The organism is Bradyrhizobium sp. WBOS08, from assembly GCF_024585125.1.
Classification (GTDB): Bacteria; Pseudomonadota; Alphaproteobacteria; order Rhizobiales; family Xanthobacteraceae; genus Bradyrhizobium; species Bradyrhizobium japonicum_B.
This window is the reverse complement of sequence record NZ_CP028988.1, coordinates 3,399,148-3,412,991: the sequence shown is the minus strand read 5'-3', so window position 1 is coordinate 3,412,991 and position 13,844 is coordinate 3,399,148. Positions and strand designations below refer to the sequence as shown.

Here is a 13,844-nt window from a genome sequence, read left to right as displayed (position 1 = left end):
ATCAGGTGAAGCCAGCGAGGATCCGGAGCAGCTGCGCCCGGTTTTCCTTGCCGATCTTCTCTTCGACGTGCCGCTCGTGCTCAGCCGCGAGCCGCTTGAATTTCGCCAGCGCCGTCTCGCCCTGCGCGGTGAGGTGCAGCGCGTGGGATCGGCGGTCCGCCTTCGACTTGATCCGCTTGAGGTACTTGCGCTGCTCAAGGCTGTCGAGCAGGTGCACCAGCCGGGCGCGCTCGATGCCGAGACGCTTGGCCACCGCCATCTGCGACAGGCCCGGATTGGCGCCGATCAGCGTCAGCACCGAATATTGCGTCGGCCTGATGTCGACCGCGCGAAGCGTCTTGATGAAGTCCTGGAAAATCCAGATCTGGAAGCGCCGCACCGCATAGCCGGCGTGCCCGACCAGCGCATCGAGCCCGATGTCGTCGGCGGCATCGCGAGGCGTCGCGCCATTGCCGGCGCGCTTGCGTGGGGCAGTCTGGGGGGCGCTGGCTGTCACATCGTGTCTCCCGTGCGGCAACCTTAGCGCGCCAGGGCCGTAAGCGAAAGATTGTTGTTGACGACAACAATTGTCATGCCCAACATTATGCCCAAAGCAGCCCGAACGAGGTTGCGGCCGATCCGTATCCGGACGGAGGGAGGAGACCCATATGACAGTCGCCCCACGTGGTGACGTTGCGGGCCTGTTCGCAAGCCCGCGGACGGTCGCAGAGCATCGCGCCGACGGCAGCATCGTGTTGCGATCGCCCGAACCGCTCGGCGATAGCGCGCGCTGCGTCGGCGACTGGCTGGAGCATTTTGCGCGGCAGACGCCGGATGCGATCTTCCTCGCCGAGCGCGGCAATGTCGAAGCGCCCTGGATCACCGTCACCTATGCGCAGGCGCTGCGCCAGGTGCGCGCGGCCGCGTCCTGGATCCTGGCGCAGGGCCTCAGCGCGGAACGCCCGCTCGCGATCCTCTCCGACAACAGCATCGATCACGCGCTGCTCGCGCTCGCCGCCCAGCATGTCGGCGTGCCCTCGGCCGCGATCTCGCCCGCCTATTCGCTGATGTCCCGGGATTTCGAGAAGCTCAAGAGCATGATCGCGCTGCTCGAGCCGGGCGCGATCTACGTCTCTGCGACCAGGGCCTTCGCGGCCGCGCTGGCCGCTATCGCGCCGCTGCACGATGCGCAGATCATCAGCGGCAATGAGGATGACGCCGGCGCGCTCGCTTTCCGCGCCGTCGCGGCAACGCCGGAGAGCCCCGACGTCGCAACTGCCTTCGCCGCGGTGACACCGGACACGATCGCAAAGTTCCTGTTCACGTCAGGCTCGACCGGCACGCCGAAAGCCGTCATCAACACCCAGCGCATGCTGACCTCGAGCCAGCAGGCCAAGGCGCAGACCTGGACGTTTCTCGAGCAGACGCGCGGCGATCTCGTCATCCTGGACTGGCTGCCCTGGAGCCATACTTTCGGCGCCAACCACAATTTCAATCTCGTGCTGCGCAACGGCGGCTCGCTCTACATCGACGGCGGCAAGCCCGCGCCTGGGCTGTTCGCGACCTCGTTGGCCAATTTGAACAGTGTGATGCCGACGGTCTATTTCAACGTGCCGCGCGGCTTCGACATGCTGATCGCGGCGCTGCGCGGCGACGAGGAGCTGCGCCGCCGCTTCTTCGGCGAGGTGAAATTCGCCTTCTATGCCGGCGCCGCTCTGCCGCAGAATCTCTGGGACGCGCTCGAGGAACTTTCGATCAAGACCGTCGGCCGCGCGCTGCCGATGGTTTCGGCCTGGGGCTCGACGGAAACGTCGCCGCTGGCGACCGACTGTCATTTCCTCGCCCAGCGCTCCGGCAATATCGGCGTGCCCATTCCCGGCACCGAATTGAAGCTCGTCACCTCCGGCGACAAGCTGGAGGTGCGCGTGCGCGGTCCCAACGTCACGCCGGGCTATTGGAAGGCGCCGGAGCTGACCCGGCAGGCCTTCGACGACGAGGGCTTTTACCTGATCGGCGATGCCGTCAAGCTCGCCGACGATGCGCGGCCGGAGCGCGGCCTGTTCTTCGACGGCCGCGTCGCCGAGGATTTCAAGCTCAACTCCGGCACCTGGGTCAATGTCGGCACGCTGCGCGTCGCCGGCATCGCTGCCCTGGCGCCGCTGGCGCAGGACATCGTGGTCGCTGGCCATGGCGGCGACGAGGTGCGCTTTCTGGTGTTCCCCAACGTCGCGGCCTGCCGCGCCCAGGCCGGCCTGGGCGAGACCGCCGATGTGAGCGAGGTGCTCGCCCATGACAAGGTCAGGCGCGCCATCGCGCAGGGCCTCGCAAGACTGAAGCAGCAGGGCCCCAACTCCTCTGGTCACGCCACGCGCGCGCTGCTGCTCGCCGAGCCACCGTCGGTCGACGGCGGCGAGATCACCGACAAGGGCTACATCAACCAGCGCGCCGTGCTGGCGCGGCGTGCGGACGCGGTGGCGCGGTTGAATGATGATGCGCCGGACGCGTGGGTCGGCTGCGCCGGCTGAGACACTGTTGCGACGGATATTCCTCTCGGTGCCCCGGACGCAGCGCAGCACTCCCGGCGATGCGAAGCATCGTCCGGTGTGATGCGCTGCTGAGCCGGGGCCCATCTATCCCAATGCACTGCGGCGGCTGGGTCCCGGCTCTGCGCAGCAGCGTTTCGCGCTGCGGCGCGTCCGGGACACGAGATCCGGGCTCGCAACTACGCCAACCGCCTGCCGCAATATATTGCCGATTATTTTGTTGCCTAGGCAACTAATTCGTGCGAACCATTCCAGGCAGCGATGACGGCAGGGAAACTGCCGCGTCCGATCCTGGAGGAAACAATGCTCGGCCCGAACGGTGCCGCCGGCAAGCGTCGGCGCATGCCTGGACGTGACGGAAGGTGGCGCCTGAAGCGCGACCCGTCAGGGCCCGATGCCGCCGGTGACCGCGCCGAGATTGTCGTGCAGCCGGCGGAGCAGATTGATCAGCACCTCGCGCTCGTCCTTGTTGAGGCACGACAACAGCCGCCGTTCGCGCTCGAGCGCCGCCACGATCACCCTGTCATGCGTGGTGCGGCCCTTTGCCGTCAGCGCGATCGAATGGGTGCGGCCGTCATTGGGGTCGGTGCGGATCGAGACCAGGCCGCGCTTCTCGAGGCCGGCCAGCGTCCGACTCACCGGCCCCTTGTCGAAGCCGATGACGTGACAGATGCGCGAGGCCGGAATGCCGGGCTCGATCGCCAGCAGCGACATGATCCGCCATTCCGTGACGTTGACGCCGAACTCGCGCTGATAGAACGCGGTCGCGCTGTTCGAGAGCTTGTTGGCGATGAAGGTGACGAACGCGGGGACGTACCGGTCGAGATCGAGCGTCGGCCCCGCATCATTGGGCGCAGGCTTTTGCCGGGATCTGGTCGAAGGCGCGGGCATGTCGGGGTTCTGACTCGCGGTGGGCCCAAAGACCTAATGGCATGCGCCGCCCTTTCACAAGATCAAAATGAGGGAGGTCTTCCATGACCGCATCCGGCGCCCCGGCCTCGACGGGCCCTGCTTCCGTCCCGCACCTCGACGTCGATCCGTTCGACATGACGTTCTTCGCCGACCCATATCCCGCACATCAGCGGCTGCGGGAGGCGGGGCCGGTGGTCTATCTCGACAAATGGAACGTCTATGGCCTGGCGCGCTATGCCGAGGTCCATGCGGTGCTGAACGATCCCGCGACGTTCTGCTCCAGCCGCGGTGTCGGCCTGTCCGACTTCAAGAAGGAGACGCCGTGGCGGCCGCCGAGCCTGATCCTCGAGGCCGACCCGCCCGCGCACACCCGCACCCGGGCCGTGCTGTCGAAAGTGCTGTCGCCGACCGCGATGAAGCAGGTGCGCGACCGCTTCGCCGCCGCGGCGGAGCAGCGGGTGGACGCGCTGCTGGAGAAGCGCAGCTTCGACGCGATCGCCGATCTCGCCGAGGCCTATCCGCTCTCGATCTTTCCGGATGCGCTGGGCCTGAAGCCGGAGGGACGCGAGCATCTGATTCCCTACGCCAGCGTCGTGTTCAACGCGTTCGGCCCGCCGAATGAGCTGCGCCAGCAGGCGATCGCGCGCTCGGCGCCGCATCAGGCCTATGTCGCCGAGCAGTGCCAGCGCGACAACCTTGCGCCCGGCGGCTTCGGGGCCTGCATTCATGCCCGGGTCGACCATGGCGAGATCACGGCCACCGAGGCGCCGCTGCTGGTGCGCTCGCTGCTGTCGGCCGGCCTCGACACCACGGTCAACGGCATCGGGGCCGCCGTCTATTGCCTCGCGCGCTTTCCCGACCAGTGGCAGCGCCTGCGTGATGATCCGACGCTGGCGCGCAACGCCTTCGAGGAGGCGGTGCGGTTCGAAAGCCCGGTGCAGACCTTCTTCCGGACCACCACGCGCGAGGTCGAGCTCTCGGGCGCCACGATCGGCGAGGGCGAGAAGGTGCTGATGTTCCTCGCCGCCGCCAATCGCGATCCCAGGCGCTGGGACCGGCCCGACAGCTACGACATCACCCGCCGCACCTCCGGCCATGTCGGCTTCGGCTCGGGCATCCACATGTGCGTCGGCCAGCTCGTCGCCCGCCTCGAAGGCGAGGTGATGCTGACCGCGCTGGCGCGCCGTGTCGCGACAATCGAGATCACGGGCGAGCCGAAACGCCGCTTCAATAACACGCTGCGCGGGCTCGACAGCCTGCCCGTGACCATCACCCCGGCCTGACGAGGAGCTTCATGCCCGCCATCACTTTCATCCATGCCGACGGCAAGTCCCAGCGCGTCGAGACCTCAGGTGAGGAGAGCGCCATGCAGGCGGCGACCCGTCACGGCCTCGACGGCATTCTGGCCGAATGCGGCGGCAACGCCATGTGCGCGACCTGTCACGTCTATGTCGATGAAGGCTGGCTCGCGCACCTGCCTGAGATGGCCGACGACGAGGACGCTTTGCTCGACGGCACCGCGAGCGAGCGGCGGCCGAACAGCCGGCTGTCCTGCCAGATCACGATCACGCCGGAGCTCGACGGGCTCATCGTGAGGCTGCCGGAACGGCAAGTCTGACCTGCAAAGCCAACTGATCTTTCGACCGCTCCCGGCAACGACCGGCGCGGCAACGCATCAACAGGGAAGGGAAACATGAAACATCTGAAGTGGACGTTCGCGCTGGCCGCGAGCCTGGTCGCCGGCGCGGCAAGCGCCGAAATCTCGGACAATGTCGTGCGGATTGGCGTGCTCAACGACATCTCCGGCATCTTCCAGGACACCAACGGCATGGGCTCGGTGGAAGCCGCACGCATGGCGGCGGAGGATTTCAACGGCGGGGCTAAGAACATCAAGGTCGAGATCGTCTATGCCGACCACCAGAACAAGGCCGACGTCGGCAACGCCATCGCCCGCAAATGGCTCGATGTCGAAGGCGTCGATGCCATCGTCGACGTGCCGAACTCGGCGGTCGGTCTTTCCATCAACACGCTGCTGCGCGACAGCCGGGTGACGTTCCTGGCGTCGTCGACCGCAAGCTCCGATCTCACCGGCAAGGCCTGCTCGCCCAACACCATCCAATGGGTCAACGACACCTGGGCCACCGGCAACACCACGGCGGCCGCGATGATGTCGCGCGGCGGCAAGGACTGGTACTTCCTCACGGTCGATTACGCCCTCGGCAAGGGCATCGAGGCCGAGGCGCAGAAATACATCGAGGGTCACGGCGGCAAGGTGCTGGGCTCCTCCAAGCATCCGCTCGGCACCTCCGACTTCGCATCCTTCCTGTTGCAGGCGCAGAGCTCGAAGGCCAAGGTGATCGGCCTGGCCAATGCCGGCGGCGACACCATCAACGCCGTGAAGCAGGCTGCCGAGTTCGGCATCCAGCAGAGCGGCCAGAAGCTCGTCGCCTTTCTGCTCTTCATCAACGACGTTCACGGCATGGGCATCAAGGTCGCGCAGGGCTTGCAGCTCATGGAAGCCTTCTATTGGGACATGAACGACGACACCCGCGCTTTCGCCAAGCGCTTCGCCGCGCGGCCCGGCATGAACGGCAAGATGCCGAGCGGCAATCAGGCCGGCGTCTATGCCTCGACGCTGGCTTATCTCAACGCCGTCGCGGCGACCGGCAGCGACAATGCCAAGGATGCCGTGCCCGAGATGAAGAAATTCAAGGGCAAGGACAAATTGTTCGGCGATACCACGATCCGCCAGGACGGCCGCGTCGTGCACCCCATGTATTTGTTCGAGGTGAAGAAGCCGGAGGAGTCGAAATATCCGTACGATTATTACAAGCTGGTCTCGACAATTCCCGCCGACCAGGCCTTCCGTCCGCTGGCGGAGGGCGGGTGCGAGCTGGTGAAGTAGGTCTCGTGCCCCGGACGCGGTGCAGCGCGAAGCGTTGCGCCGCAGAGCCGGGGCCCACAGTCTCCTGGGTCTCGGCCCTGCGTCGCGTCATTTCATGCCGCGCCGCGTCCGGGACACGAGCCCTACACCACCTTGCTTGATCCCTGCGTGATCAGCCGCGCCGCGCGCTGGTCGCGCGCGTAGATCCAGAGCCAGCTCAAGGCGACGCTGAGCCGGTGGCGGAGGCCGATTAGGAAGTAGATGTGGGCGATGCCCCAGATCCACCACGCGATCGCGCCGCGCAGCTTGAAGCGGCCGAAATCGATGACGGCGACCCGCTTGCCGATCTGAGCCAGGCTGCCGGCGTGCTTGTAGCGGAACGGGCCCGTCGCAGCGCCCCGCAGGCGGGCCTTGATGGTCGCGGCGACGTGACGGCCCTGCTGCTTGGCCGCCGGCGCGATGCCCGGCACCGGCTTGCCGTCCCAGGCGTTGACGCTGACGGTGTCGCCGATCGCAAAGATCTCGGGATGGCCTGATATGGTGAGGTCGGCCTCGACCAGCACGCGTCCGGCGCGATCGTGCGGTGCCCCCAGCCATTCGGCGGCGGGCGAGGCGCGCACGCCGGCGGCCCAGATCCTGGTCTTGGCTTCGAGCAGCTTGCCGCCGAACATGACGCCCTCGCGGTTGATCTCGGTGACCGCCTGTCCCAGCACGACCTCGACGCCGATCTTCTCCAGCGACGCCTGCGCGTAGGCCGAGAGGTCGTCGGCGAAGCCGGCGAGCACGCGCGGCCCCGCCTCGATCAGCACCACCCGTGCTGTCGTCGTGTCGATGTTGCGGAAATCGCCGGGCAGCGTATGGCGCGCCATTTCGGCGATGGTGCCGGCGAGCTCGACGCCGGTCGGGCCGGCGCCGACGATGACGAAGGTCAGCCGCGCCGCGCGCTTTGCCGGATCGGTCTCGCGCTCGGCACGCTCGAACGCCACCAGGATGTGACGGCGCAAGGTGGTCGCATCCTCCAGCGTCTTCAGCCCGGGCGCCCATTGCTCCCACTCGTCGTGGCCGAAATAGGCGTGCCGCGCGCCGGTCGCCAGCACCAGCGTGTCGTAGGGTACCTCGCTGCCGTCGTCGATCAGCACGCAGCGTCGTGCCGCATCGACGCCGCTGACGGTCGCAAACAGCGTCGTCACTTCGGGCCGGTCGCGCATGAGATGGCGGATCGGCCAGGCGATCTCGCTGGTCGCGAGCGAGGCGGTCGCGACCTGGTAGAGCAGCGGCTGAAACAGATGATGGTTGCGGCGGTCGATCAGCGTGATCTCGACGCCCGCGTCCGCGAGCCGGTAGGTCGCCTCCAGCCCGCCGAAGCCGGCGCCGACGATGACGACGCGATGGGGATGTGCGGCCATGATACGCCCTCGAATCTCGCTGATGCTTCCTGCTCATTTAAGTGCGGATCGGGGGCCGCGGTCCAATAGAGGCCATCAATCGCGGCATAGGCGGGGTGTATCGATCCGGGGCGAAAAAGCGCCGCAGCCTAACGAGGGCATTGGCCGATGGAGTAGCATTATATTTCTTGCCATCCGCGATCGGGGCGAAATATGGTGCAGGGGCGGGCGCTGAGCCATTGGCGGCGCGACAGATTTTGCGTTCAATAGAGAAGGCCCGGGCGGCGATCACCCCGCTTGCGGGCTCAATCATAAGGAGGGGAGTGATTATGAGGACGGCATTCTGGCTGGCGGGCGCAGCGGCGCTGGTGCTGGCGAGCCCGGCGTTCGCCGGCGACACCATCAAGATCGGTTTCGTCTCGACCTTCAGCGGTCCGACCGCCGTGATCGGCAACGACATGCGCAACTCCTTCGAGCTCGCGCTGGATCATCTGGGCCGCAAGATGGACGGCAAGCCGGTCGAGGTGATCTACGAGGACGACGGCCAGAAGCCCGATGTCGGCAAGCAGAAGACCGAGAAGCTGGTGCAGTCGGACAAGGTCGATTTCATCGTCGGCTATATCTGGTCGAACGTGCTGCTGGCCTCGCTGAAGACGGCCGTCGATTCCCAGACTTTCCTGATCTCGGCCAATGCCGGCCCGTCGCAGCTCGCGGGCGAGCTGTGCTCGCCTTACGTGTTCTCGACCTCCTGGCAGAATGACCAGACGCCGCAGGCGATGGGCCTCTACATGAACCAGAAGGGCGTCAAGAGCGTGTTCCTGATCGGACCGAACTACGCCGCCGGCAAGGACATGCTCGCAGGCCTGAAGAGCACGTTCAAGGGCGAGATCAAGGGCGAGGAATACACGGTCTGGCCGAGCCAGCTCGATTTCTCCGCCGAGCTCTCCAAGGCGCGCGCCTCGGGCGCCGAGTCGATCTTCGTGTTCTATCCGGGCGCGGCCGGCGTGCAGTTCCTCAATCAATACGCCCAAGCCGGCCTGAAGAGCACGATGCCGCTCTACACCGCCTTCACCATCGACGAGCTGTCGCTGCCGCTGCAGAAGGAGAACGCGCTCGGCGTTCCCGGCGCGCAGGAATGGGTAAATGACCTTCCCAACGAGCAGAACAAGCGCTTCGTCGCCGACTATCGCAAGAAGTACACCGGCCTGCGCCCGACCTATTACGGCGCGCAATCCTACGACGCCGCACAGCTCATCAACAGCGCGGTTGTCGCGGTGAAGGGCGACACCAGCAAGAAGGACGCGATGAAGGCCGAGATGGAGAAGGCCAACTTCAAGTCGGTGCGCGGCGCGTTCAAGTACGGCAACAACCATATCCCGGTGCAGAGCTTCTATCTGCAGGACGTGGTCAAGGATTCCGAAGGCCAGCTCGCGCTGAAGACGGTGGCGACCATCGTGGAGAACGACCAGGATCGCTTCCACGACAAGTGCAAGATGAAGTGAGGATGGTGTAGCTACCGGATGAGGGGGCTCTTCTGCCCCCTCAATTGTAAGTATCGTAGGGTGGGCAAAGCGAAGCGTGCCCACCATTCTTATCAATCATTGAGAGGTGGTGGGCACGGCGCAAGCGCGCCTTTGCCCACCCTACGAGGCTGTGAATCTTTTGTACCGCGCGTCGGGCGAATGTGATTCTCTGGGCAGACTGATCTGCTGGAGAGAATGATGGCTGACGACGGACGTTTTGGCGAATTGCCGGAGCAGTCGGCACGGCAGGCCGAAGCGGTGCCACGGGGCGCACCTCGGCTGCGAGAGCCGGTGCGCGATCAGGTCGAATTGCGAGCGGTCGATATCGATAGCCTGATCGGGCAGGATCATCCGGTGCGGGTGATCTGGGCTTATCGGATCACGGTCGTCGCGCTGCGCTACGCATGGCTCCGCGCGCCGCCCTCGCACCGTGCCAAACTCACTCAAGCCAATCGACAGGCCTTGACTCACAAACCCCCATATGAGGGTGGGCAAAGGCGCGAAGCGCCGTGCCCACGATCACTCGCCGAATTGTCCGACGATGCCGCGCATGCTCCGCCCTTTCCAGAGGAAGAGTGCCCTGCTCCACCTAGCGATGAAGGGGCGAAGGAGAACATGCTGCCTGACGCGCGCCGATATCAGGACATTTGTGATCTTATCAAGCAAAGACGTGGGCACGCTTCGCTTTGCCCACCCTACGATGGCGTGCACGAGCGATAGATTGATGAGATCTCGTAGGGTGGGCAAAGGCGCGAAGCGCCGTGCCCACGATCACTCGCCGAATTGCCCCGCAATGTCCCTCATATCACCGCCCCAATCCAGTGGCAGGATGCCGCTCTCCACGCAGCGATGGAAGCTGCTAAACGGCCAGTCGCGCACACGCCTGACGAGGCCGTGCTTCACCGGGTTGAAATGGATGTAGTCCACGTGGTGCTCCAGGTCCGCATCATCGCGAATGGCGTGCTCCCAATAGCGACGCTGCCAAATGCCCTTCTCGCGCTTCTTCAATTTGCTCATTGAAGGCGGCCCGGCCTCCAAGCCACGCGAGAATCCACCTTTAATGAGATTCCAGCGCGATGAAAAATCGACGTCGCCCTCCGGCAACGTCCAAATCGCGTGGAGGTGGTCCGGCAGGATACAGATCGCGACCGTCTCGAACGGGCGGCGTTGCTGGACAGTCCGGTAGATTCGCCTGAGGCGATCGACATGATCTACGAGCAAGGCGCTCGACCGATCTTCGAGCACGACCGTGAAGAAGAACATGCCGCCTTGCGCGCGCCGATATCGAGACACTTGCGATCCTCTCAAGCAAGACGTGGGCACGCTTCGCTTTGCCCACCCTACGAGAGCTTGCACGAACCATAGACTAGCGGGATCGCGTAGGGTGGGCAAAGGCGCGCTCTTCGCGCGCCGTGCCCACCAAAGGTCGTCGTCACGCCTTGCCACTCTTCTTCGTCCGCCGCTTGCATGTGCCCGGGAGCTTGGCCGCGAGGAAGTCGCCGAGCGCCTCGACGCGCGCCGGCCGGGGGCCGCCGGGCGGCGTCACCAGATGCACTGCGCCTTCGGCCTGTTTCCAGTCCTTCAGGATCACTTCGACGGCGCCGGAGGAGATCGCCTCGCCGACGATGAACTCGGGCAGCTCGGCGATGCCGAGGCCGGCGATCAGCGCCGGCATCACGGCTTCGCCGTTGTTGACGCGGAGCTGTCCGCCCGGCCGCACGCTGGCCTGCTCGCCGGCTGAATTGGTGTAGTGCCAGACGTTCGGCGTCGACATGTAGGCGTAGCTGAAGCATTTGTGCGCGGCCAGATGCATCGGGTGCGTCGGCCGGCCATGGCGCTTGAGATAGGACGGCGCGGCCACGGTGAAGCGCGGCATGGTGAAGAGCCGCCGCGCGATCAGTGAGGAGTCCGGCAGCCGTGCGATTCGCACCGCCATGTCGAAGCCTTCGCCGATCAGGTCGATTGTCGCATCGCTCAAGTGCAGGTCGACCGAGACTTCCGGATAGGCCGCGAAGAATTCCGGCAGCAGCGGCGCCACCGCCTTGATGCCGAACGTCATGGGCACGGCGAGCCGCACCAGGCCGCGCGGCGCCACCGACTGCGCCAAGGCCTCGTTCTCCGCCGCCTCGCCGTCGGCCAGAAGGCGCGTGGCGGGCTCGGCGAGCTTGTGGCCGGCATCGGTCAGCGCAAGCCGGCGCGAGGTGCGGTTGAACAGGCGCGCGCCGAGCCGCTCCTCCAGCCGCGTGACCGCCTTGGACACCGTCGCCTTGGACGTCGCCAGCTCGCTGGCGGCTCCTGCAAACGACCGCAATTCCACGACTTTTGCAAAAATCGCCAGCGCCTCGAAATCCGGGAGCTTCGCCATGGAGCAATCCGCCTGGGCTATTTTTGGGAAACAATGCGTTTCAACAGTTTCTATTTCTATACCACAGGCGGAGGCTTATCCAAGAGGGCAATCGCAGATCCAAGCAATGGAGAAATCCAAATGACCAAGAAGCTCTCAGGCAAGGTCGCTCTCGTCACCGGCGGTTCGCGCGGCATCGGCGCGGCCTCTGCCCGCGCCCTCGCTGACCAGGGCGCGGATGTCGCCATCAGCTATGTCGCCTCGCCGGACAAGGCGGAAGCGGTCGTCACTGAATTGAAGGCCAAGGGCGTCAAGGCCCGCGCCTTCAGGGCCGACCAGGCCTCGGCCAGGGACGTCACGCAGCTCGTGACCGACGTCGCCAGGGAATTCGGCCATCTCGACATCCTCGTCAACAATGCCGGCGTCGCCGCCGGCGGCGGCATCGACGATGCCAAGGCCGACACGGAAGCGCTGGCGCGCCAGGATCAGATCAACGTGCATGGCGTGATCGCGGCGATCCGCGCTGCCTCGCAATTGATGGGTGAAGGTGGCCGCATCGTCACAGTCGGATCGATGCTGGCCGACCGCGCGTCGTTTCCCGGTCTTGCCGACTACGTCGCCACCAAGGCCGCGGTCGTCGGCTACACCAAGGGCGCGGCCCGCGACCTCGGCCCGCGCGGCATCACTGTCAACGTGGTGCAGCCCGGCTCGATCGATACCGACATGAACCCGAAGGACGGCGGCGAGTTCGCCGAGACCCAGCGCAAGCAGCATGCGCTGCAACGCTTCGGGCGTCCCGAGGAAGTTGCAGCCGGAATCGTCTTCCTCGCAAGCCCCGAGGCCTCCTTCGTCACCGGCACCGTGCTCAACGTCGACGGCGGATTTGGCGCCTGATCAACGCGCCGACCGTTCAACTCAAGGAATCACGCAGATGATCGAACTCAGACCTTTCGACAAGCTCGGCGGCGCCGACCATGGCTGGCTGAAAGCGAAACATCATTTCTCCTTCGCCAGCCATTATGACCCCGACAATATGGGCCACGGCGCCTTGCGCGTATGGAACGACGACGAGATCGCGCCGAACACCGGCTTTCCCGCCCATCCCCACGCCAACATGGAAATCATCACCTATGTGCGCGAGGGTGCGATCACCCACCAGGACAGCCTCGGCAACGAAGGCCGCACCGAAGCGGGCGACGTGCAGGTGATGAGCGCCGGCAGCGGCATTCGCCACTCCGAGTACAATCTGGAGCCGACCAGGACGCGCATCTTCCAGATCTGGATCGAGCCGACGCAACGCGGCGGCCAGCCGACCTGGGGCTCGAAGCCGTTTCCGAAGGCCGATCGCTCCGGCAAGCTCGTCACCATTGCCAGCGGCCTCGAGGGCGATACCGACGCGCTGCCGATCCGCGCCGACGCACGGGTGCTCGCCACCACGCTGAAAGCCGGCGAGAGCGCGGAATACGCGCCGCAGCAAGCGCGGCACATCTACCTGGTGCCCGCGGCAGGCGCCGTCGAGGTCAACGGCGTACGCGTCAACGCCCGCGACGGCGCCGCGATCCGCGACGAGGAGCGGCTGACGATCACGGCGCTCGAAGACTCCGAGCTCGTGCTCGTCGACGCGGCGTAACACCTGACAACACCGATCTCATCCAATTAACGGAGACCATCATGACCAAAGTTCTCGTCCTCTATTATTCCGCCTATGGCCATATCGAAGCTATGGCCAATGCCGTCGCCGAAGGCGCGCGCGAGGCCGGCGCGACCGTCGACATCAAGCGTGTGCCCGATCTGGTGCCGGCCGAAGTCGCGAAAGCTTCGCACTACAAGCTTGATCAGGTCGCTCCCATTGCCAAGGTCGATGACCTCGCCAATTACGACGCGATCATCGTCGGCACCGGCACACGCTTCGGACGCATGGCCTCGCAGATGGCGAACTTCCTCGACCAGGCCGGCGGGCTCTGGGCCAAGGGCGCGCTGCACGGCAAGGTCGGCGGCGCCTTCACCTCGACCGCGACCCAGCATGGCGGCCAGGAGACGACGCTGTTCTCGATCATCACCAACCTCCTGCATTTCGGCATGGTCGTGGTCGGCATGAACTACGGCTTTGCCGGCCAGATGAAGCTCGACGAGGTCACCGGCGGCGCGCCCTACGGCGCCACCACCATCACCGGCGGCGACGGCAGCCGCCAGCCCAGCGCCAACGAGCTCGCCGGCGCGCGCTACCAGGGACGCCAGATCGCGGAGACGGCCAGGAAGCTCCATGGTTGAGCT

Annotated in this window: 13 protein-coding genes and 1 pseudogene; 9 read left to right on the top strand and 5 right to left on the bottom strand. The window is 65.7% G+C overall.

Annotated elements, in window-relative coordinates; translation table 11 throughout:
* Position 1 precedes the first annotated feature (1 nt).
* Positions 2 to 496 (bottom strand): MarR family winged helix-turn-helix transcriptional regulator, encoded by a 495-nt coding sequence (locus DCM80_RS16245; RefSeq protein WP_257192622.1) that lies wholly within the window; start codon positions 494 to 496, stop codon positions 2 to 4.
* 151 nt (positions 497 to 647) lie between these two features.
* On the opposite strand from DCM80_RS16245, the gene DCM80_RS16240 reads away from it, so the two are divergent.
* Complete coding sequence (locus DCM80_RS16240; protein ID WP_257192621.1) at positions 648 to 2,504, top strand: feruloyl-CoA synthase; 1,857 nt, start codon at positions 648 to 650, stop codon at positions 2,502 to 2,504.
* Between the two features lie 402 nt (positions 2,505 to 2,906).
* On the opposite strand, the gene DCM80_RS16235 is transcribed toward DCM80_RS16240, so the two are convergent.
* Entirely contained in the window at positions 2,907 to 3,413 is a 507-nt protein-coding gene (locus tag DCM80_RS16235) for a MarR family winged helix-turn-helix transcriptional regulator (protein ID WP_257192620.1), read from the bottom strand.
* 83 nt (positions 3,414 to 3,496) lie between these two features.
* Here DCM80_RS16235 and DCM80_RS16230 point away from each other — a divergent pair, with 83 nt between their 5' ends.
* From DCM80_RS16230 to DCM80_RS16220, 3 genes are all read left to right on the top strand, one after another.
* A complete protein-coding gene (locus tag DCM80_RS16230) occupies positions 3,497 to 4,717 on the top strand; it encodes a cytochrome P450 (RefSeq protein WP_257192619.1) in 1,221 nt (406 codons plus the stop codon).
* Positions 4,718 to 4,728: 11 nt separating this feature from the next.
* Positions 4,729 to 5,052 (top strand): (2Fe-2S)-binding protein, encoded by a 324-nt coding sequence (locus DCM80_RS16225; RefSeq protein WP_257192618.1) that lies wholly within the window; start codon positions 4,729 to 4,731, stop codon positions 5,050 to 5,052.
* A 75-nt stretch (positions 5,053 to 5,127) separates the two neighbouring features.
* Complete coding sequence (locus tag DCM80_RS16220) at positions 5,128 to 6,339, top strand: ABC transporter substrate-binding protein (RefSeq protein WP_257192617.1); 1,212 nt, start codon at positions 5,128 to 5,130, stop codon at positions 6,337 to 6,339.
* A 122-nt stretch (positions 6,340 to 6,461) separates the two neighbouring features.
* Here the strand turns inward: DCM80_RS16220 and DCM80_RS16215 are convergent, their stop codons facing one another.
* Positions 6,462 to 7,724: an NAD(P)/FAD-dependent oxidoreductase gene (locus DCM80_RS16215; RefSeq protein ID WP_257192616.1), complete on the bottom strand. Its 1,263-nt coding sequence runs from the start codon at positions 7,722 to 7,724 to the stop codon at positions 6,462 to 6,464.
* Positions 7,725 to 8,032: 308 nt separating this feature from the next.
* Between DCM80_RS16215 and DCM80_RS16210 the strand changes: the two genes are divergently transcribed.
* Positions 8,033 to 9,205: an ABC transporter substrate-binding protein gene (locus DCM80_RS16210; RefSeq protein ID WP_257192615.1), complete on the top strand. Its 1,173-nt coding sequence runs from the start codon at positions 8,033 to 8,035 to the stop codon at positions 9,203 to 9,205.
* 219 nt (positions 9,206 to 9,424) lie between these two features.
* Positions 9,425 to 9,601, top strand: a pseudogene (locus DCM80_RS16205) (IS5/IS1182 family transposase); the annotation flags it as partial.
* A 396-nt stretch (positions 9,602 to 9,997) separates the two neighbouring features.
* Here the strand turns inward: DCM80_RS16205 and DCM80_RS16200 are convergent.
* Complete coding sequence (locus DCM80_RS16200) at positions 9,998 to 10,489, bottom strand: transposase (RefSeq protein ID WP_274069669.1); 492 nt, start codon at positions 10,487 to 10,489, stop codon at positions 9,998 to 10,000.
* Between the two features lie 169 nt (positions 10,490 to 10,658).
* Positions 10,659 to 11,591 (bottom strand): LysR family transcriptional regulator, encoded by a 933-nt coding sequence (locus DCM80_RS16195; RefSeq protein WP_257192613.1) that lies wholly within the window; start codon positions 11,589 to 11,591, stop codon positions 10,659 to 10,661.
* A 120-nt stretch (positions 11,592 to 11,711) separates the two neighbouring features.
* Here DCM80_RS16195 and DCM80_RS16190 point away from each other — a divergent pair, with 120 nt between their 5' ends.
* Genes DCM80_RS16190 through wrbA form a run of 3 tightly spaced genes read left to right on the top strand, consistent with a single transcriptional unit; the run spans position 11,712 to position 13,841 of the window.
* Positions 11,712 to 12,464 carry an SDR family NAD(P)-dependent oxidoreductase gene (locus DCM80_RS16190; protein WP_257192611.1) on the top strand — a complete coding sequence of 251 codons (753 nt, stop codon included), beginning with the start codon at positions 11,712 to 11,714 and terminating at the stop codon, positions 12,462 to 12,464.
* Between the two features lie 37 nt (positions 12,465 to 12,501).
* On the top strand, positions 12,502 to 13,200 hold the full coding sequence (locus tag DCM80_RS16185; RefSeq protein WP_257192610.1) for a pirin family protein: 699 nt from the start codon (positions 12,502 to 12,504) through the stop codon (positions 13,198 to 13,200).
* Between the two features lie 41 nt (positions 13,201 to 13,241).
* Positions 13,242 to 13,841: an NAD(P)H:quinone oxidoreductase gene (gene wrbA, locus DCM80_RS16180; protein WP_257192609.1), complete on the top strand. Its 600-nt coding sequence runs from the start codon at positions 13,242 to 13,244 to the stop codon at positions 13,839 to 13,841.
* Positions 13,842 to 13,844: the final 3 nt, after the last annotated feature.

Excerpts from the sequence above, each read along its gene's own strand:
- DCM80_RS16240 (WP_257192621.1), top strand. The coding sequence starts at position 648 with ATGACAGTCGCCCCACGTGGTGACGTTGCGGGCCTGTTCGCAAGCCCG.
- DCM80_RS16235 (WP_257192620.1), bottom strand. The coding sequence starts at position 3,413 with ATGCCCGCGCCTTCGACCAGATCCCGGCAAAAGCCTGCGCCCAATGAT.
- DCM80_RS16230 (WP_257192619.1), top strand. The coding sequence starts at position 3,497 with ATGACCGCATCCGGCGCCCCGGCCTCGACGGGCCCTGCTTCCGTCCCG.
- DCM80_RS16225 (WP_257192618.1), top strand. The coding sequence starts at position 4,729 with ATGCCCGCCATCACTTTCATCCATGCCGACGGCAAGTCCCAGCGCGTC.
- DCM80_RS16220 (WP_257192617.1), top strand. The coding sequence starts at position 5,128 with ATGAAACATCTGAAGTGGACGTTCGCGCTGGCCGCGAGCCTGGTCGCC.
- DCM80_RS16215 (WP_257192616.1), bottom strand. The coding sequence starts at position 7,724 with ATGGCCGCACATCCCCATCGCGTCGTCATCGTCGGCGCCGGCTTCGGC.
- DCM80_RS16210 (WP_257192615.1), top strand. The coding sequence starts at position 8,033 with ATGAGGACGGCATTCTGGCTGGCGGGCGCAGCGGCGCTGGTGCTGGCG.
- DCM80_RS16200 (WP_274069669.1), bottom strand. The coding sequence starts at position 10,489 with ATGTTCTTCTTCACGGTCGTGCTCGAAGATCGGTCGAGCGCCTTGCTC.
- DCM80_RS16195 (WP_257192613.1), bottom strand. The coding sequence starts at position 11,591 with ATGGCGAAGCTCCCGGATTTCGAGGCGCTGGCGATTTTTGCAAAAGTC.
- DCM80_RS16190 (WP_257192611.1), top strand. The coding sequence starts at position 11,712 with ATGACCAAGAAGCTCTCAGGCAAGGTCGCTCTCGTCACCGGCGGTTCG.
- DCM80_RS16185 (WP_257192610.1), top strand. The coding sequence starts at position 12,502 with ATGATCGAACTCAGACCTTTCGACAAGCTCGGCGGCGCCGACCATGGC.
- wrbA (WP_257192609.1), top strand. The coding sequence starts at position 13,242 with ATGACCAAAGTTCTCGTCCTCTATTATTCCGCCTATGGCCATATCGAA.